The following is a 19769-nucleotide window of genomic DNA, read 5'->3' on the forward strand; positions in this document are numbered from 1 at the left end:
TCTGTCACGGACTGATTCTTACAAAGAGAAGATGCTGGCTCGTTCAGCACATAGTCTTGCCCTGTTCAGATCATGTATTTATGCGTGGTTTGTAGTGAACAGGTGAATTCGTTAATGATGAGGTTTGTGAATGCCCCGCAGCACCTGGTTCAGCGCATTACTGTTGTTCGTCGCCCTTTGGGTTCCCGTAAGTCAGGCAGATACCGGTTGGCAGCCTTTAGCTGAAACCATCCGTAAAAGCGATAAAGACACCCGTCAGTATCAGGCCGTGCGCCTTGATAACGGCATGGTTGTGCTGCTGGTATCCGATCCTCAGGCCGTGAAATCCCTTTCTGCACTGGTAGTCCCCGTGGGCTCGCTGGAAGATCCGGACGATCATCAGGGGCTGGCGCACTATCTCGAACACATGTGTCTGATGGGCTCGAAAAAATACCCACAGCCGGACAGCCTGGCTGAATTCCTGAAAATGCACGGCGGTAGCCACAATGCCAGCACTGCGCCTTATCGTACGGCCTTCTATCTTGAAGTCGAAAACGACGCGCTGGTGGGGGCGGTGGATCGCCTGGCGGATGCTATTGCCGATCCATTGCTGGATAAAAAATATGCTGACCGCGAGCGTAACGCGGTTAACTCCGAGCTGACACTGGCGCGTACCCGAGACGGGATGCGTATGGCGCAGGTGAGCGCTGAGACGATCAACCCGGCGCACCCAGGTTCGCGTTTCTCTGGCGGGAATCTTGAGACATTAAGCGATAAACCGGGTAACCCGGTGCTGCAAGCATTACAAAAATTTCATGAAAAGTACTACTCTGCGAACCTGATGAAGGCGGTGATTTATAGCAATAAACCGCTGCCAGAGCTGGCGCGGATAGCGGCTGACACCTTTGGGCGCGTACCGAACAGGAATATCGCAAAGCCTGAGATTACCGTCCCGGTCGTCACTGATGCGCAAAAGGGCATCATCATCCACTATGTTCCGGCAATGCCGCGTAAAGTATTGCGCGTCGAGTTTCGTATCGATAACAACAGCGCGCAGTTCCGCAGTAAAACCGATGAACTGGTGACCTACCTGATTGGCAATCGTAGCCCGGGCACGTTGTCTGACTGGCTGCAAAAGCAGGGCCTGGTTGAAGGTATTCGCGCAGACTCCGATCCGGTGGTCAACGGGAACAGCGGCGTATTAGCCATTTCCGCGACGTTAACCGACAAGGGGCTGGCGAACCGCGATGAAGTTGTCGCGGCAATCTTTAGCTACCTCAATTTGTTACGCGAGAAAGGTGTCGATAAACGCTATTTTGACGAGCTGGCGCACGTGCTGGATCTCGATTTCCGTTATCCCTCCATCACCCGTGATATGGACTACGTGGAATGGCTGGCTGATACCATGATCCGCGTTCCCGTCGAGCATACGCTGGATGCGGTGAATATTGCTGACCAGTACGATGCGAAAGCCGTTGAGCAACGTCTGGCAATGATGACGCCGCAGAATGCGCGTATCTGGTATATCAGCGCGAAAGAGCCGCATAATAAAACCGCTTATTTTGTCGATGCGCCTTACCAGGTGGATAAAATCAGCGACAAAACCTTTGCCGACTGGCAGCAAAAAGCGCAGGGCATTGCGCTGTCGTTACCGGAGTTGAACCCCTACATTCCGGATGATTTCACGCTGATTAAGACGGATAAAAAATACGCTCACCCAGAGCTGATTGTTGATGAGCCGGATTTACGCGTGGTGTATGCCCCGAGCCAGTATTTTGCCAGCGAGCCGAAGGCTGACGTCAGCGTGATCCTGCGTAACCCGAAAGCCATGGACAGCGCCCGCAACCAGGTCTTATTCGCCCTGAACGATTACCTGGCAGGGATTGCGCTCGATCAGTTAAGTAACCAGGCATCGGTAGGTGGAATTGGTTTCTCTACCAACGCTAACAATGGGTTGATGCTTAACGCCAACGGCTACACTCAACGTCTGCCGCAGCTTTTTCAGGCGCTGCTGAGTGGCTATTTCAGCTATACCTCAACGGACGAACAGCTGGAACAGGCGAAATCCTGGTATGCCCAGATGATGGATTCCGCAGAAAAGGGTAAAGCTTACGATCAGGCTATTATGCCGGTGCAGATGCTTTCTCAGGTGCCGTACTTCTCCCGCGACGAGCGCCGTAAGCTGCTGCCTTCCATCACCCTGAAAGAGGTGATGACCTACCGCGACGCTTTAAAAACCGGTGCGCGACCTGAATTCCTGGTCATTGGCAATATGAGCGAAGCTCAGACAACGAGCATGGCGCGGGATATCCAAAAACAGCTTGGTGCGAACGGGTCACAGTGGTGTCGCAACAAAGATGTGGTTGTGGACAAGAAGCAGTCCGTCATCTTTGAAAAAGCAGGCAGCAGCACGGATTCAGCGCTGGCGGCGGTATTTGTGCCAACCGGATACGATGAATACGCCAGTTCAGCCTACAGCGCTATGTTAGGTCAGATTGTTCAGCCGTGGTTCTACAATCAGCTGCGTACTGAAGAACAGTTAGGCTACGCCGTATTTGCTTTCCCGATGAGTGTTGGCCGTCAGTGGGGAATGGGGTTCCTGCTGCAAAGCAGTGATAAGCAGCCGTCTTACCTCTGGGAGCGTTATAAAGCGTTCTTCCCGACGGCGGAAGCGAAGCTGCGGGCGATGAAACCTGAAGAGTTCGCGCAAATTCAGCAGGCGATTATTGCGCAAATGCTGCAGGCGCCGCAAACGCTGGGGGCAGAAGCCTCACAGTTAAGCAAAGATTTTGATCGCGGCAATATGCGCTTCGATTCACGTGATAAAATAGTGGCTCAGATTAAACTGCTGACGCCGCAAAAACTTGCCGACTTCTTCCATCAGGCGGTGGTTGAGCCGCAAGGCATGGCGATATTGTCACAGGTTTCCGGCAGTCAGAATGGGAAAGCAGAATATGTGCACCCGGAAGGCTGGAAAGTGTGGCAGACCGTCAGCGCGTTGCAGCAAACCTTACCCCTGATGAGTGATAAGAATGAATGATGCCGCTGAGTCCCTTGATCCACTGCGCTTGCCCCTGACGGGCGAGCGTCTGATTGAAGCCTCTGCGGGCACCGGTAAAACCTTTACCATCGCCGCCCTGTATTTACGTTTACTGCTTGGACTGGGCGGCTCTGCCGCCTTTCCTCGTCCTCTGACCGTCGAAGAACTACTGGTGGTCACCTTCACCGAGGCGGCTACCGAAGAGTTGCGTGGTCGAATTCGTAGCAATATTCATGAACTGCGAATTGCCTGCCTGCGTGAAACCACCGACAACCCGCTATATGCCCGTTTGTTAGATGAAATTGCCGATAAAAAACAGGCCGCGCAGTGGCTGCTATTGGCTGAAAGACAGATGGATGAAGCGGCGGTGTTTACCATCCACGGCTTTTGTCAGCGTATGCTCAGTCTCAATGCCTTTGAGTCAGGCATGCTGTTCGAACAGCAGCTGATAGAAGATGAATCGCTGCTGCGCTATCAGGCCTGTGCGGACTTCTGGCGTCGGCACTGCTACCCGCTGCCCCGCGACATTGCGCAGGTGGTTTTTGAAACGTGGAAAGGACCGCAAGCGCTGTTGAGAGATATCGATCGCTATCTGCAGGGGGAAGCGCCGGTTATCAAGGCGCCACCGTCTGATGACGAAACGCTGGCCGCCCGGCATGAACAAATTCTCGCACGCATTAACCAGATCAAGCAGCAATGGCGTGATTCTGTTGATGAGCTGGATGGCCTGATGGAAGCCTCCGGAATTGACCGGCGTAAATTTAATCGCGGTAATCAGGGCAAGTGGATCGAAAAGATCAGCGCGTGGGCGCAGGAAGAAACACAAAGTTACCAGCTTCCTGACGCGCTGGAGAAATTCTCACAGCGTTTTCTGGAAGAGCGAACCAAAGCGGGCGGGATAACCCCTCAGCACCCGCTGTTTGTCGCTATTGATGAACTGCTTAGCGAACCGTTAACTCTCCGCGATCTGGTGATCACCCGGGCGCTGGCGGAGATCCGCTCGGCAGTTGCCGAGGAAAAACGTCGCCGCGGCGAGCTGGGTTTTGACGATATGCTCAGCCGTCTGGATGCGGCGTTGCGCAGTGAAAGCGGCGATGCGCTGGCGACGGCTATTCGTACTCGTTTTCCGGTCGCCATGATCGATGAATTCCAGGATACCGATCCGCAGCAGTACCGTATTTTTCGTCGGATCTGGCAGCATCAGCCGGATACCGCACTGCTGCTAATTGGTGATCCGAAACAGGCAATTTACGCGTTTCGCGGCGCGGATATCTTCACCTATATGAAGGCGCGCAGCGAAGTCAGCGCACACTATACGCTTGATACCAACTGGCGTTCGGCCCCCGGCATGGTCAATAGCGTGAATACGCTTTTCAGCCAGATGGACGACGCCTTTATGTTCCGCGAAATCCCTTTCAGCCCGGTAAAATCCGCAGAAAAAAACCAGGCGTTACGGTTTGTTTTGCACGGCGAAACGCAGCCAGCTATGAGTATGTGGCTGATGGAAGGAGAAAGTTGCGGCGTAGGCGATTATCAGAGCTACATGGCCCAGGTGTGCGCCACACAAATTCGCGACTGGCTTAAGGCCGGGCATTCTGGCGCAGCGCAACTGGTCAGTGGCAAAGCATCCAGCCCGGTACGCGCGTCAGATATCAGCGTACTGGTGCGAAGCCGCCAGGAGGCGGCGCTGGTCCGTGATGCGCTGACGCAACTGGCCATTCCCTCTGTCTACCTCTCCAACCGTGACAGCGTATTTGAAACGCTGGAAGCGCAGGAGTTGCTATGGGTGCTGCAGGCGGTGATGACGCCGGAACGTGAGAACACGTTGCGTAGCGCGCTGGCGACCTCAATGATGGGTCTGAATGCGCAGGATATTGAAGCGTTAAATACCGACGAGAATGCCTGGGATGCGGTGGTCGAAGAATTCGACGGCTATCGTCAGATCTGGCATAAACGCGGCGTGATGCCGATGCTACGTGCGCTGATGACGGCTCGCCAGATTGCAGAGAACCTGCTGGCGACGGCGGGAGGCGAACGTCGACTGACCGACATTTTACATATCAGCGAACTGTTGCAGGAAGCGGGCTCGCAGCTGGAAAGCGAGCATGCGCTGGTGCGCTGGTTGTCCCAGCATATTCTTGAACCCGACAGCAACGCGTCCAGCCAGCAGCTCAGGCTGGAAAGCGACAAGCATCTGGTCAAAATCGTCACCATCCATAAATCGAAAGGGCTGGAGTATCCGCTGGTCTGGCTGCCGTTTATCACCAATTTCCGCGTTCAGGATCAGGCTTTCTACCACGATCGTAGCTCTTTTGAAGCCGTGCTGGATCTCAGCGATGCTGAGGAGAGCGTTGAGCTAGCCGAAGCAGAGCGTCTGGCGGAAGATCTGCGTTTGCTGTATGTCGCGCTAACCCGTTCGGTATGGCATTGCAGCCTTGGCGTTGCGCCGTTGGTACGACGTCGGGGCGATAAAAAAGGGGATACCGATGTGCATCAGAGCGCGCTTGGTCGCCTGTTGCAAAAAGGTGAGCCGATGGATGCCGTGGGTCTGCGTAGCGCGATTGAAGCGCTTTGTAGCAACGATATTGCTTGCCAGACTCCCGCGCAGCCTGACGGTGAACCCTGGCAGGTTGCGCAGGCTGTTAGCAGCGAACTGAGTGCGAAAATACTGCAGCGTAAGCCCGGTGATAGCTGGCGCGTGACCAGTTATTCCGGTTTGCAACAGCGTGGACAGGGTATCGCGCAGGATCTGATCCCAAGACTGGATATCGATGCCGCAGGCGTCGGTGAGGTTATTGAAGAACCAGGACTCACACCGCACCAGTTCCCGCGTGGCGCTTCGCCGGGTACGTTCTTGCATAGCCTGTTTGAAAATCTCGATTTTACGCAACCGGTGGATCCGCATTGGGTCGAGGAGCAACTGGCGTTGGGCGGTTATGACGCACACTGGACGCCAGTTTTGACCGAATGGCTGGCCGCCATTTTGCAGGCGCCTCTCAACGAGACGGGCGTGAGTTTGAGCCAGCTATCCGCGCGTGAAAAACAGGTGGAGATGGAGTTTTATCTGCCGATTTCGCAGCCGTTGATGGCCAACCAGCTTGATGCGTTAATTCGCCAATACGATCCGCTCTCGGCGGGGTGCCCTGCGTTGGACTTTATGCAGGTTCGCGGCATGCTGAAAGGCTTTATTGACCTGGTATTTCGCCACCAGGGGCGTTATTACCTGCTCGATTACAAATCGAACTGGCTGGGTGAAGACAGCTCCGCCTATACGCAGCAGGCAATGGCCTCTGCCATGCAGGCGCATCGCTACGACCTTCAATACCAACTTTATACCCTCGCGCTGCATCGCTACTTACGCCATCGCATTGCTGATTACGATTATGAACGCCATTTTGGCGGCGTTATCTATCTCTTCCTGCGCGGCGTTGACAGTGAAAATCCGCAGCAGGGAATTTACGCGACCCGACCTGACGGAGAGTTGATTGCGTTGATGGACGAGATGTTTGCCGGTGCGGTGCAGGAGACGATGCTATGACAATCCAGAAACGATTTCTGGAGGCTGTTGAGCAAAAACAGCTCCGGCCTCTGGATGCTCAGTTCGCGCTGGCGGTTGCCGGAAGTGACAACCCTGCCGTTGCGCTGGCTGCGGCGTTGCTCAGTCGTGAAGCGGGAGAAGGGCACGTCTGCTTACCGCTTTCACGGTTATCTCTGAGCGAGGACGCGCATCCTCTGTTAAGCGCCTGGCTCGCTGAAACGGGCGAGCCAGAAGACTGGGCGGAATGTCTGCTGGCTTCCAGTGCGGTAAGCCGTGGCGAGCAACCCACGCCGCTGGTGCTGTACGGCGATCGCTTGTATCTGAACCGGATGTGGCACAACGAACGTACGGTAGCTCGCTTTTTCAGTGAAGTGAACCACGCCATTGAAGTGGATGAACAACGGCTGACCCACACGCTGGCGGCGCTGTTTCCGCCATCGGAGGGGGTTAACTGGCAAAAAGTAGCCGCTGCTGTTGCGCTCACCCGCCGGATATCGGTGATCTCAGGCGGACCGGGGACGGGAAAAACGACAACGGTCGCAAGGCTGCTGGCGGCGTTGATTCAAATGGCAGACGGTGAGCGCTGTCGTATTCGACTGGCGGCGCCAACGGGAAAAGCGGCTGCGCGCCTGACCGCCTCACTAGGCGCGGCGCTACGAGAACTACCGCTAACCGATGAGCAAAAGAAACGCATCCCCGATGACGCCAGTACGCTGCATCGATTATTAGGCGCTCAGCCTGGCAGTCAGCGCCTGCGTCATCATGCGGGAAACCCGCTGCATTTGGATGTGCTGGTGGTGGATGAAGCCTCGATGATTGATTTGCCGATGATGTCGCGCCTTATCGATGCGCTGCCGCCGCACGGACGGGTGATTTTTCTGGGCGATCGCGACCAGCTCGCTTCCGTCGAAGCGGGGGCCGTGCTGGGGGATATCTGTGCTTTCGTTGGTGACGGGTTTACCCCGGAACGCGCCCGCCAGCTCAGTCGCCTGACCGGGAGCGCTATTCCTGCCGGTTCGGGAATTCAGGCAGCAGCGTTGCGCGACAGTCTGTGCCTGCTGCAAAAGAGCTACCGTTTCGGCAGCGATTCCGGAATCGGTCAGTTGGCTGCGGCAATTAATCGCGGCGACAAAACTGCGATAAAAACGGTGTTCCAGCAGGGATTTAGCGACATCGAAAAAAGCACGCTACACAGCAGCGAGGATTATGCCGCGATGCTGGATGAGGCGCTGGCGGGATATGGGCACTACCTGGATTTGTTGCACGAGGGTGCGGAGCCGGGGGCTGTCATTCAGGCCTTCAATGAGTATCAACTGCTATGCGCCCTGCGGGAAGGTCCGTTTGGCGTTAGTGGTTTGAATGAACGCATTGAGCAGGTGATGGCGCAAAAACGTAAAATTCATCGTTCGACGCATAGCCGCTGGTATGAGGGAAGGCCGGTGATGATCGCGCGCAATGACAGTTCGCTGGGATTATTTAACGGTGATATCGGCATTGCCCTCGACCGTGGACAGGGCCTGAGGGTGTGGTTTGCGCTGCCGGATGGTTCTATCAAATCGGTGCAGCCCAGCCGTTTGCCTGAACATGAAACCACCTGGGCGATGACGGTGCACAAATCGCAGGGATCTGAGTTTGACCACGCGGCGTTGATTTTACCCAGCCAGCATTCACCCGTGGTTACCCGCGAGCTGGTCTATACCGCCGTTACCCGCGCGCGTCGCCGCCTGTCGCTGTATGCCGATGAGCGGATATTGAGCCGCGCCATTGCCACCCGTACCGAACGTCGCAGCGGACTGTCAGCATTATTTAATGACGGCATGATGTAGATGTAGGCCGGATAAGCGTCAGCGCCATCCGGCCTAAAAAAGATGTGCCAGCGATGTAGGCCGGATAAGGCTGTTATGCCGCATCCGGCAACGACTCTTACCCCAAATCCGCCATCAGCACTTTTGACCGCCGCTGATAGTTGTACATCTCTTTCTTGCTTTCCGGCAGCAGGTCGATATCCACCGGCGTGAAGCCGCGCTCCTGGAACCAGTGGATGCTGCGTGTGGTTAACACAAACAGCTTGCTCAACCCCATTTGCCGGGCCTGCGCGGCGATTCGTTCCAGCAACACTTCCCCGCGTGACGAGCTACGGTAGTCCGGATGCACTGCTACACACGCCATTTCGCCAATCCTCTCTTCCGGGAAAGGGTACAGAGCGGCACAGGCGATGGTCAGGTTATCACGCTGAATAATCGTGAATTTGTCGATCTCCATTTCCAACTGCTCGCGCGAGCGGCGCACCAGAATACCTTGCTGCTCCAGCGGGCGGATAAGCTCCAGAATCCCGCCGATATCGTTAATGGTAGCGCGACGGATCTGCTCGGCGCTTTCCATTACGATCTGCGTACCGATCCCGTCGCGGGAGAACAGTTCCTGCAGCAATGCACCATCTTCCTGATAGCTGATCAGATGGCAACGGCGTACGCCACTGCGACAGGCCTTCACTGCCCCACGCAGGAAGCGCACCGTGCCGGAGCTGTAATCGCCTTTCTCTTCCTGCAACTCAACGCGAGCCTGAGCTTCGTTAGGAAACAGCTCGGAAATAATATCGCCGTCATCGTTGGTGACACCCTGAGAGGAGCAAAAGCCGATCATTTTCTCGGCCTTCAGTTTGATAGCCAACTGCGTGGCGACCTCTTCTGACGTCAGGTTAAAGCTCTCACCGGTGACGGAAACGGCGACCGGGCCCATCAGCACAATTGCGCCGCTGTCTAACTGGCGGTGAATGGCCTCTTCATCAATACGACGAATACGCCCGCTATGGCAGTAATCTACGCCGTCATCAACGCCCAGCGGCTGAGAGATAATAAAATTACCGCTGACCACATTGATGTGAGCACCCTGCAATGGCGTATTATTCAGGCTCATCGACAGGCGGGCGGTAATATCAAGCTGAAGTAAACCCGCAGCCTGTTTGACCAGCTCCAGCGTTTTAGCGTCGGTAACGCGCGTATTTTTGTGGTACACCGGCTCATGATGATGCGCCGCAAGATTGGCATCAATCTGCGGTCGTGCGCCATAGACCACGACCAGGCGGATGCCGAGGCTATGAAGAAGCCCAATGTCATTGACGATACTGGAAAAGTTTTCATGCTCGATAGCTTCGCCGCCCAGCATAATGACAAACGTTTTTCCCCGATGGGTATTGATATAGGGAACAGAATGGCGGAATCCCTGTACCAGTTCGGTTCTACGCTCCTTCACCACGGCACACCCTCATTGCATGATTATTCGTAATTTGTGTATTTTTATTCTGTTTTTGCGCTGTGCGCAAGCGTAATTTTTACCCATGCCGAAGATTTTTCTCAGTAATGCCGTGAATATAAAAAGAATGTTTACCCTTTTATAGATGACAGATTATGCGTCATTCGCTAAAGTTTCCGGTCAATTCGGACGTTTTACGTATTACCTCTAAAAAAGATTTCTTTTGCTCGGGAGAAGCATGTCGGGATCCAATTCAGCAATCAGTCGCCGCCGTTTATTGAAAGGTGCGGGTGCTATGTGGCTTTTGAGCGTCAGCCAGGTGGGTCTGGCGGCCGTGAGTCAGGTCGTTGCCGTACGTATCTGGCCTGCGTCCAGCTACACTCGCGTCACGGTAGAATCTAACCGTCTGCTGAAATACAAACAGTTTGCCCTGAGTAATCCTGAGCGTGTGGTTGTGGATATTGAAGACGTTAATTTGAACTCGGTGCTCAAGGGCATTGGGACGCAGATTCGTCCTGACGATCCGTATATTAAGTCGGCGCGCGTTGGTCAGTTTGATCCAAAGACCGTGCGGATGGTGTTCGAGCTGAAACAGAATGTGAAGCCGCAACTTTTTGCTCTGGCTCCGGTGGCAGGCTTTAAAGAACGTCTGGTGATGGATCTCTATCCCGCGAATGCCCAGGACGTTCAGGATCCGCTGCTGGCATTGCTGGAAGATTACAACAAGGGCGATCTGGATAAACAGGTGCCACCTGCACAAAGTGGCCCGCAGCCGGGTAAAGCGGGGCGCGATCGTCCCATTGTCATTATGCTCGATCCAGGCCACGGCGGAGAAGACTCCGGTGCGGTGGGGAAATACAAGACGCGTGAAAAGGATGTGGTGCTGCAGATTGCCCGCCGCCTGCGAGCCCTCATAGAGAAAGAGGGCAACATGAAGGTCTTTATGACACGAAATGAAGATATTTTCATTCCGCTTAAAGTCCGCGTGGCGAAAGCGCAGAAGCAGCGTGCTGACCTGTTTGTCTCTATTCACGCTGATGCCTTTACCAGTCGACAACCCTGCGGTTCGTCGGTGTTTGCGCTCTCGACCAAAGGCGCGACAAGTACCGCCGCGAAATATCTGGCGCAGACCCAGAACGCCTCGGATCTCATTGGTGGCGTCAGTAAGAGCGGTGACCGCTACGTCGACCACACCATGTTCGACATGGTGCAGTCGCTGACCATCGCCGACAGCCTGAAGTTTGGTAAAGCGGTATTGAACAAGCTTGGCAAAATCAACAATCTGCACAAGAACCAGGTTGAACAGGCCGGGTTTGCGGTACTAAAAGCGCCGGATATCCCGTCTATTCTGGTCGAAACGGCATTTATCAGTAACGTTGAGGAAGAGCGCAAACTCAAAACGGCGACCTTCCAGCAGGAAGTTGCAGAGTCGATTCTGGCAGGGATTAAAGCCTACTTTGCCGATGGGGCGACGCTGGCGAGAAGGGGATAACAAAAAAGCGCTGAAAAGCGCTTTTTTTATGGGCGGCAGAAACAAAAAAACACCCGTTAAGGTGTTTAATGTGTTGGTTGCGGGGGCCGGATTTGAACCGACGACCTTCGGGTTATGAGCCCGACGAGCTACCAGGCTGCTCCACCCCGCGTCACCGTACTGCTTATATTTTATCAAATTTGATTGGTTGCGGGGGCCAGATTTGAACTGACGACCTTCGGGTTATGAGCCCGACGAGCTACCAGGCTGCTCCACCCCGCGTCCGTCTTTTTGCTTCGTATTTCAAACCACATCAGCGTTGGCTTTCCTCGTTCACCTCAGTCACTTACTGGAGTATGTTCCTAAGGATTCACTGCGTCGCCGCCTTGCTGTGATTCGAACTACTTTGCAAAAATCTTACATCAAATTTTAATTGGTTGCGGGGGCCAGATTTGAACTGACGACCTTCGGGTTATGAGCCCGACGAGCTACCAGGCTGCTCCACCCCGCGTCCGTGGATGCGCACTATACTCTGCTCGCATTTTCATGCAACCCTTTTTTCACCTTGATCACGTTTTTAGGGTGAAAATGAACAAAAACAACGCATTCTGGATTATTTTTTGCTCAAAATTTGCGTTCGGGTATGTATACGCATTTCATTAGGTTCGGGGGTTTGTTATCTTCGTCTCGCATTCAGGCAACATAAGACGAGAACAATGAAAGGACGTTGGGCAAAATATCTTCTGGCGGGAGCTGTAGTCGCGATGCTCGCCGCGTGTTCCTCAAAACCCACCGATCGTGGGCAGCAGTATAAAGACGGGAAATTTACCCAGCCTTTCTCACTGGTGAACCAGCCTGATGCGGTTGGCGCGCCAATCAATGCCGGTGATTTCGCCGAGCAGGTTAATCAAATTCGCAGCGCTTCGCCACGTTTGTACGGCAACCAGAGCGACGTCTACAACGCTATCCAGCAATGGTTACGTGCGGGCGGTGATACGCGCAGTATGCGCCAGTTTGGTATTGATGCCTGGCAAATGGAAGGGGCGGACAACTACGGTAACGTCCAGTTTACCGGTTACTACACACCGGTTATCCAGGCGCGCCATACGCGCCAGGGCGAGTTTCAGTATCCTATCTATCGCATGCCGCCAAAACGTGGGCGCTTACCCTCTCGTGCCGAGATCTACGCGGGCGCGCTAAGCGACAATTATATTCTGGCATACAGCAACTCCCTGATGGATAACTTCATTATGGATGTTCAGGGCAGTGGTTACATCGATTTTGGCGATGGCAGCCCGCTCAACTTCTTTAGCTATGCCGGGAAAAACGGCCACGCCTATCGCAGTATCGGTAAAGTGCTTATCGACCGTGGCGAAGTGAAAAAAGAAGATATGTCGATGCAGGCTATTCGCCACTGGGGTGAAACGCACAGCGAAGCCGAAGTGCGTGAGTTGCTGGAGCAGAACCCATCGTTTGTCTTCTTTAAACCGCAATCTTTTGCTCCGGTGAAAGGGGCCAGCGCGGTGCCGCTGATTGGCCGCGCGTCCGTAGCTTCTGACCGTAGTATCATTCCTGCGGGCACAACGTTACTGGCGGAAGTCCCGTTACTGGACAATAACGGCAAGTTTACCGGCCAGTACGAACTGCGCCTGATGGTGGCGTTAGATGTGGGTGGGGCTATTAAAGGGCAACACTTCGACATCTATCAGGGTATTGGCGCTGACGCCGGACACCGTGCCGGGTGGTATAATCACTACGGTCGCGTATGGGTGCTAAAAACAGCGCCGGGTGCGGGTAACGTGTTCAGCGGTTAATGGCGGGATGGCACTTCGCTTATCAAGCCTACATTATTGAGTAGGCCTGATAAGGCGTAGCCGACATCAGGCAGTCAGACTGCTCGGTATTAATGAATTTGAGGTTCTATGTCTGTGGTTATTAGCGATGCCTGGCGCCAACGTTTTGGCGGTACGGCACGTCTGTATGGCGAAAATGCGTTGCAGCTGTTTGCCCAATCACACGTTTGCGTTGTTGGGATTGGTGGAGTAGGGTCATGGGCGGCGGAAGCGCTGGCGCGAACCGGTATTGGCGCTATCACACTCATCGATATGGATGATGTGTGCGTCACCAATACAAACCGCCAGATCCATGCGCTGCGTGATAACGTCGGTCTGGCAAAAGCTGAAGTGATGGCGGAGCGTATCCGACAGATTAACCCGGAGTGCCGGGTGAACGTGGTCGATGATTTTGTTACGCCAGATAACGTTGCTGAATATATGAATGCGGGATTTTCGTACGTCATCGATGCGATTGATAGCGTGCGCCCAAAAGCGGCACTGATCGCGTACTGTCGGCGTAACAAAATTCCGCTGGTGACCACCGGTGGTGCGGGCGGACAGATCGATCCTACCCAGATTCAGGTCGTTGATTTGGCAAAAACCATCCAGGATCCGCTGGCGGCCAAGCTACGTGAGCGGCTGAAAAGCGATTTTGGCGTGGTGAAAAACAGTAAAGGCAAGCTGGGCGTGGACTGCGTGTTCTCGACCGAAGCGCTGGTTTACCCGCAGGCAGATGGCTCGGTATGTGCGATGAAAGCGACGGCGGAAGGGCCGAAGCGTATGGATTGCGCGTCCGGGTTTGGCGCGGCCACCATGGTGACAGCCACCTTTGGCTTTGTTGCTGTCTCCCATGCGCTGAAGAAGATGATGGCGAAGGCCGCGCGTCAGGCCTGATTGTGTCGGATGTCGCTACGCTTATCCGACCTACGGTTCGTGCAGTGTTGTAGGCCGGATAAGACGTATCAGCGTCGTCATCCGGCTTTCTGGGCCGCCTCGAGAATCGCCTCGTTCAGAGCATGTAGTCCCTGGCTACGCGAGGCGCTGAGCTGCGCGCGTAAACCCAGTTCATCAAATAACGCCATCGGCGAACGCGCCAGTAACTCGGCTGCCGTTTTACCTTCGACCGCGGTGAGTAATACCGCCAACAGTCCGCGTACTATTCGACCTTCGCTGTCGCCGAAGAAATGCAGAGTGCCATTCTCATTAAAAGTATGCCCCAGCCAGACGCGGTTTTCGCAGCCCGCAATTTCTTTGGCCTGCGCCTTTAGCGCATCCGGGAGCGCCGGCAACTGCTTACCCAGCAGAATCAGCTGGCGATATTTATCTTCCCACTGAGTAAGCGGGATAAAGGTATTGCGTAACGTCTCTTCGGTTACGGTTGTGCCAAACGGGTGTCCGGCGAACTGAGGTCTTGTCATTAATCCACCAATATTTCAAGCGCGCGGTCGACGGCTGCGACCAACGCATCCACATCGCTTTGGGTATTATAAGGGGCAAATGAGGCGCGTAGTGTTCCGGATACGCCAAGTTCCGCCAGCAGCGGTTGTGCGCAGTGTTGCCCCGCGCGCAGCGCAATGCCATATTCGGCCAATAGAGTGACCATATCACTGTGATGAACACCCGCGAAATCAAAGGCTAACAGACTGGAGTCCTGGCAGCGGAAGGAACGAAAGCCAGGGCGTTTCGCCAGGGCATCTTCTGCCAGCGTCGCCAGACCCCGGCTCCAGTTTTCGGCCTGCGCAACGTCGACGTCCGCCAGCCATTCGAGCGCCGCGCTTAGCCCGATAACGCCTGCAACGTTAGGCGTACCGGCTTCCAGCTTCCATGGTGCGGGCTTAGTGGTGAAACCGTCAAAACTGACTTCGCTAATCATCTTACCGCCCCCAAGCCAGGGAGACATGGCTTCCAGCAGTTCCGGCTTACCGTACAGCACGCCAATACCGGTGGGGCCATATAGCTTGTGGCCTGAAAACGCATAGAAATCAATATCCAATTGCTGTACATCGGCAGGGTAATGCACAATCCCCTGGGCACCATCAACCATCACCACCATGCCAGCCGCATGGGCGAGCGTAATGGCGCGGACCAGATCCGGGCAGCCACCGGTGACGTTCGACATTTGCCCGAGCGCCAGAATGCGGCTGCGCGGGGTGATGAGCTGCGTGAGGCGCTCAACGTCTGGCAATAAATGGGGGGTGAGTGGGAGTTTGACAACCTTAGCCCCCGTTTGCTCCGCGACCATCAGCCAGGGAACGAGGTTGGCGTGATGTTCCGCTGCGCTAACGATAATCTCATCACCCGGTTGAAGGCGTGGACGCGCATAGCTTTGGGCAACCATGTTGATCGCTTCCGTTGTGCCGCGGGTCCAGACGATGGTTTTGTCATCCGACGCATTAATCAGGTGTGCGACTTTTTCCCGCGCGGCTTCATAGCGTGCGGTCAGGCGCTGGGCTTCAGCAAACTGGCTGCGATGGACGTTCCCGGCACTCAGGCTATAAAACTGATGGGTAGCCTCAATGACTGCCTGTGGCTTCAGCGCCGTAGCAGCGCTGTCGAGATAGACGCCAGCATCGTTGAGTGCGGGAAATTGTGCGCGAAACTGCGCGGGGTTAAAAGCGTTCATGGTATTCCTCAGTTCAGTAAACCGATCGTGGCGCAAAAAGGGCATTGATACAAGGGTTGTGCTAACCATCGGAATACTCTGGATATCCTGGCAAAGTCCGTTCAGTGTCTTATGCTAAATAGCGTTAGGCGAACAATTTTGCCTGTTACGGAGTATGTTTTTAATAGCATAAATCGCTTTAAGGAGAAGAAGATGAAAAAGACTGCCGCCATAATTTCTGCCTGTATGCTGACTTTTGCCCTGAGCGCCTGTTCTGGTTCGAATTACGTGATGCACACCAATGATGGCCGATCAATCGTAGCTGATGGTAAACCACAGACCGATAATGAGACGGGGATGATTTCGTATAAAGACGCTAACGGCAACAAACAGCAGATTAACCGCACTGACGTGAAAGAGATGGTAGAACTGGAGCAATAACAGCCGGTCGGCCATCGACGAAATGTGGACAAAAAAAAGCACCGCAATTTGGCGGTGCTACATTAATCACTATGGACAGACAGGGTAAATGTACAGGAAGTGAAAAAGGGTAGCTTTGCTACCATGGTCTGAATCGCAGACCAATTGCAAACACAACAACACAACATCACAACCGTAAGCCAAAAGCCCACCAGAACACGCATTCCGATAAAACTTTTCGTTCCGGCTTCAGGAAGTGCCGCCACTATAGGTATTTGCTGGTAGAACCTCAACGGACAATTTATAATGGCTCAGATAAAAAAAACTAATAGGTTACAGCCTGTTAGCTAATTGTTAAATTCATTTAACATCAAAGCCTAAAAGTCATGTCAAAACGATTACCACCCTTAAATGCGTTACGTGTTTTTGATGCTGCAGCGCGTCATTTAAGCTTTACTCGCGCAGCAGAAGAGCTTTTTGTGACGCAGGCCGCAGTAAGTCACCAAATCAAGTCACTTGAGGATTTTTTGGGGCTAAAACTGTTTCGTCGACGCAATCGATCTTTGCTGTTAACGGAAGAAGGTCAAAGCTACTTTCTCGACATTAAAGAGATTTTTTCGCAATTAACCGACGCGACGCGTAAACTTCAGGCACGCAGTGCAAAAGGTGCGCTTACCGTTAGTTTATTGCCCAGTTTTGCGATCCAATGGCTGGTGCCCAGACTCTCTAGCTTTAACTCAGCTTATCCGGGAATCGATGTCAGGATCCAGGCGGTGGACCGTCAGGAAGACAAACTGGCTGATGATGTTGATGTGGCGATTTTCTACGGACGCGGCAACTGGCCGGGTCTGCGCGTTGAAAAATTGTACGCAGAATATTTATTGCCGGTCTGCTCTCCGCTGTTGCTTACCGGTGATAAACCGCTAAAGACACCGGACGACCTGGCAAAACACACTTTATTGCATGATGCGTCGCGACGAGACTGGCAAGCCTATACGCGCCAGCTTGGCCTGAATCATATCAACGTGCAGCAGGGACCTATCTTCAGCCATAGCGCCATGGTGCTACAGGCTGCAATCCATGGACAGGGGATCGCGCTGGCTAACAACGTCATGGCGCAGTCCGAAATTGAAGCCGGACGTCTGGTCTGTCCGTTTAACGATGTTCTGGTCAGCAAAAACGCATTTTATCTGGTTTGTCATGACAGTCAGGCAGAACTGGGTAAAATAGCCGCCTTCCGTCAGTGGATTCTGGCGAAAGCGGCCACGGAACAAGAAAAATTCCGCTTTCGTTATGAACAATAATTTACGTAGGGTATTCAAATGACCAGCCGTTTTATGCTGATTTTTGCCGCCGTAAGTGGCTTTATCTTTGTGGCGTTGGGCGCCTTTGGGGCTCATGTTCTGAGCAAAACCCTCGGTGTTGTTGAAATGGGGTGGATTCAGACCGGCCTTGAGTATCAGGCGTTTCATACGCTGGCTATCTTTGGCCTGGCCGTCGCCATGCAACGGCGCATTAGTATTTGGTTTTACTGGAGTAGCGTGTTTCTGGCATTAGGTACAGTGCTGTTTAGCGGCAGTCTGTATTGTCTCGCGCTCTCTCATTTACGCCTGTGGGCGTTTGTTACCCCTGTCGGCGGCTTCAGCTTCCTCGTAGGCTGGGCGCTGATGTTAGTGGGCGCTATTCGATTGAAACGTAAGGGCGTTAGCCATGAATAAGGTTGTATTGTTGTGTCGCCCAGGTTTTGAAAAAGAGTGCGCCGCAGAAATTACGGATAAAGCAGGACGCCGGGAAATCTTCGGTTTTGCCCGCGTGAAAGACAATGCGGGTTACGTCATCTTCGAATGCTATCAGCAGGACGATGCTGAAAAGTTAGTGAAAGAGCTGCCGTTTAGTTCGCTGATTTTTGCGCGTCAAATGTTTGTGGTGGGCGAGCTGCTGCAATACTTACCGCCGGAAGATCGTATTACACCGATCGTTGGCATGTTGCAGGGCGTGGTGGAAAAGGGTGGCGATCTGCGAGTAGAAGTTGCCGACACCAATGAAAGCAAAGAGCTGGTTAAATTTTGCCGTAAATTTACCGTACCGTTGCGTGCAGCGCTGCGCGAAGCGGGCGTACTGGCAAAGTATGAAACGCCAAAGCGTCCGGTGGTTCACGTCTTCTTTATCGCCCCTGGCTGTTGTTATACCGGCTATTCCTGGCCTGACAATAACTCACCGTTTTACATGGGGATTCCGCGTCTGAAGTTTCCAGCCGATGCGCCGAGCCGTTCAACGCTCAAGCTGGAAGAAGCGCTGCACGTGTTTATCCCTGCCGATGAATGGGATGAGCGTCTGGCGAACGGAATGTATGCGGTGGATTTAGGCGCCTGCCCGGGCGGATGGACCTATCAGCTGGTTAAACGCAACATGTGGGTTTATTCCGTGGATAACGGCCCGATGGCGCAAAGCCTGATGGATACCGGACAGGTCACCTGGCTACGTGAAGACGGATTTAAGTACCGTCCGAATCGCAACAACATTTCGTGGATGGTCTGTGACATGGTGGAGAAGCCGGCGAAGGTTGCCGCGCTGATGGCGCAATGGCTGGTCAACGGCTGGTGTCGTGAGACGATCTTCAACCTCAAGCTGCCGATGAAAAAACGCTACGAAGAGGTATCACAGAACCTGGCTTACATTCAGGCCCAGCTTGATGAACATGGTGTAAATGCCCAGATTCAGGCGCGTCAGCTGTATCATGACCGTGAAGAAGTAACCGTTCACGTACGTCGTCTGTGGGCTGCCGTCGGCGGTCGTCGCGACGAGCGATAAGGCTACAATCCAGGTCGGATGGCGGCGTAATCGCCCTATTCGGCCTGGATTGCTTCAATCAGCTGTGTATCTGAAACAATATGCGTCACATCATCCAGATGCCCAATTCTGGCCTCTCCCGAACGATTAAATTTACTTTTATCGATCAGTAATAAAGACTGCGATGCACGCTTAAGCAGAATGGATTTGAAGTCTGCGTTGGTTGCATTTGAGTCCCAGAGCGCACCGTCGCTGTCGATCCCTTCGCAGGAAAAAATAAACAGGTCAATCTCGAGTGGTTTTAGCTGCGAGATAAGCGAGGGATTAACGTAGCAACCGTATTTGCGCTCAAGGCGACCGCCGGAGCTGATAAGCTGAATGTGTTCACGTTTAGCCAATTCCTGGCAGATGGGCTGGCTGTTGGTAAAAACGTGAATGTTGATGTCCGGTAATTGTCGCGCCAGATACCAGCAGGTAGAGCTGGCGTCTAAGGCAATCACCATACCTTCTTCGATCCATGCCAACGCTTCACGGGCGATATCCGCTTTGTGCGCATAGTGGCTTTTGAGTCGAATATGAAATGGGTCACCGCTGTCCTGATTTTCCCGGTGAATAACTTTGGCCCGACCGTGGTTGCGTAACACTTTTCCCTGGGTCTGTAACTCGCTGAGATCGCGGCGGATGGTCTCTTTGCTGACGTTAAGCTGCAAAGCCAGGGCTTCGGTTGTCAGGCTTTTGTGGTTAGTAAGCAGATCTACGATTGCCTGCTGGCGCGCCGCTTTCATGTTCTGATCCTCATCTAATGATGAATGCCCGTACCTGACGGGCATTCTGACCAGAGA

Annotated in this window: 14 protein-coding genes and 3 tRNA genes; 10 read left to right on the forward strand and 7 right to left on the reverse strand. The window is 53.8% G+C overall.

Going from position 1 to position 19769, the window contains the following annotated elements:
• Positions 1 to 130 precede the first annotated feature (130 nt).
• From ptrA to recD, 3 genes are read left to right on the forward strand one after another with little or no spacing between them, the layout of a single operon-like run.
• Complete coding sequence (ptrA, locus tag BZK40_RS03795) at positions 131 to 3019, forward strand: pitrilysin (protein ID WP_032944851.1); 2889 nt, start codon at positions 131 to 133, stop codon at positions 3017 to 3019.
• The gene (gene recB, locus BZK40_RS03800) at positions 3012 to 6557 is read left to right on the forward strand and encodes an exodeoxyribonuclease V subunit beta (RefSeq protein WP_071446054.1); all 3546 of its coding nucleotides are present in this window, start codon (positions 3012 to 3014) and stop codon (positions 6555 to 6557) included. The genes ptrA and recB overlap by 8 nt, the downstream gene beginning before the upstream one ends.
• Positions 6554 to 8383, forward strand: a complete 1830-nt coding sequence (gene recD, locus BZK40_RS03805; protein WP_048215633.1) for an exodeoxyribonuclease V subunit alpha — start codon at positions 6554 to 6556, stop codon at positions 8381 to 8383. Before recB ends, recD begins: the two co-directional genes overlap by 4 nt.
• A 97-nt stretch (positions 8384 to 8480) precedes the next feature.
• On the opposite strand, the gene argA is transcribed toward recD, so the two are convergent.
• Positions 8481 to 9812, reverse strand: a complete 1332-nt coding sequence (gene argA / locus BZK40_RS03810; RefSeq protein WP_079934181.1) for an amino-acid N-acetyltransferase — start codon at positions 9810 to 9812, stop codon at positions 8481 to 8483.
• Positions 9813 to 10047: 235 nt separating this feature from the next.
• On the opposite strand from argA, the gene amiC reads away from it, so the two are divergent.
• Positions 10048 to 11301, forward strand: a complete 1254-nt coding sequence (gene amiC, locus BZK40_RS03815; protein ID WP_079934182.1) for an N-acetylmuramoyl-L-alanine amidase AmiC — start codon at positions 10048 to 10050, stop codon at positions 11299 to 11301.
• Positions 11302 to 11375: 74 nt separating this feature from the next.
• Here the strand turns inward: amiC and BZK40_RS03820 are convergent.
• The 3 genes from BZK40_RS03820 to BZK40_RS03830 form a co-directional block, all read right to left on the reverse strand.
• Positions 11376 to 11452, reverse strand: a tRNA-Met gene (locus tag BZK40_RS03820).
• A gap of 33 nt (positions 11453 to 11485) precedes the next feature.
• Positions 11486 to 11562, reverse strand: a tRNA-Met gene (locus BZK40_RS03825).
• A gap of 152 nt (positions 11563 to 11714) precedes the next feature.
• Positions 11715 to 11791, reverse strand: a tRNA-Met gene (locus BZK40_RS03830).
• Positions 11792 to 11996: 205 nt separating this feature from the next.
• On the opposite strand from BZK40_RS03830, the gene mltA reads away from it, so the two are divergent.
• Both mltA and tcdA read left to right on the forward strand, forming a co-directional pair.
• Entirely contained in the window at positions 11997 to 13094 is a 1098-nt protein-coding gene (mltA, locus tag BZK40_RS03835; RefSeq protein WP_008785702.1) for a murein transglycosylase A, read from the forward strand.
• Between the two features lie 108 nt (positions 13095 to 13202).
• A complete protein-coding gene (gene tcdA / locus BZK40_RS03840) occupies positions 13203 to 14009 on the forward strand; it encodes a tRNA cyclic N6-threonylcarbamoyladenosine(37) synthase TcdA (protein WP_003825630.1) in 807 nt (268 codons plus the stop codon).
• Between the two features lie 77 nt (positions 14010 to 14086).
• Here tcdA and csdE read toward each other — a convergent pair whose 3' ends face one another.
• Together csdE and csdA are read right to left on the reverse strand one after the other, a co-directional pair.
• Entirely contained in the window at positions 14087 to 14533 is a 447-nt protein-coding gene (csdE, locus tag BZK40_RS03845) for a cysteine desulfurase sulfur acceptor subunit CsdE (RefSeq protein WP_079934183.1), read from the reverse strand.
• Positions 14533 to 15738: a cysteine desulfurase CsdA gene (gene csdA, locus BZK40_RS03850; RefSeq protein ID WP_079934184.1), complete on the reverse strand. Its 1206-nt coding sequence runs from the start codon at positions 15736 to 15738 to the stop codon at positions 14533 to 14535. The genes csdE and csdA overlap by 1 nt, the downstream gene beginning before the upstream one ends.
• Positions 15739 to 15930: 192 nt before the next feature.
• Here csdA and BZK40_RS03855 point away from each other — a divergent pair, with 192 nt between their 5' ends.
• The 4 genes from BZK40_RS03855 (at position 15931) to rlmM (ending at position 18948) form a co-directional block, all read left to right on the forward strand.
• Complete coding sequence (locus tag BZK40_RS03855) at positions 15931 to 16158, forward strand: YgdI/YgdR family lipoprotein (RefSeq protein WP_003825635.1); 228 nt, start codon at positions 15931 to 15933, stop codon at positions 16156 to 16158.
• 365 nt (positions 16159 to 16523) lie between these two features.
• Positions 16524 to 17441, forward strand: coding sequence for a glycine cleavage system transcriptional regulator GcvA (gene gcvA / locus BZK40_RS03860; RefSeq protein WP_003034035.1), 918 nt, complete (start codon positions 16524 to 16526; stop codon positions 17439 to 17441).
• Between the two features lie 18 nt (positions 17442 to 17459).
• Positions 17460 to 17855 (forward strand): DUF423 domain-containing protein, encoded by a 396-nt coding sequence (locus BZK40_RS03865; RefSeq protein WP_003034037.1) that lies wholly within the window; start codon positions 17460 to 17462, stop codon positions 17853 to 17855.
• A complete protein-coding gene (gene rlmM, locus BZK40_RS03870; protein ID WP_003034040.1) occupies positions 17848 to 18948 on the forward strand; it encodes a 23S rRNA (cytidine(2498)-2'-O)-methyltransferase RlmM in 1101 nt (366 codons plus the stop codon). Before BZK40_RS03865 ends, rlmM begins: the two co-directional genes overlap by 8 nt.
• Positions 18949 to 18983: 35 nt before the next feature.
• On the opposite strand, the gene fucR is transcribed toward rlmM, so the two are convergent.
• Positions 18984 to 19712 (reverse strand): L-fucose operon activator, encoded by a 729-nt coding sequence (fucR, locus tag BZK40_RS03875; protein WP_003825642.1) that lies wholly within the window; start codon positions 19710 to 19712, stop codon positions 18984 to 18986.
• Positions 19713 to 19769: the final 57 nt, after the last annotated feature.

Origin of the sequence: Citrobacter portucalensis (genome assembly GCF_002042885.1) — a bacterium.
GTDB classification, from domain to species: domain Bacteria; phylum Pseudomonadota; class Gammaproteobacteria; order Enterobacterales; family Enterobacteriaceae; genus Citrobacter; species Citrobacter portucalensis.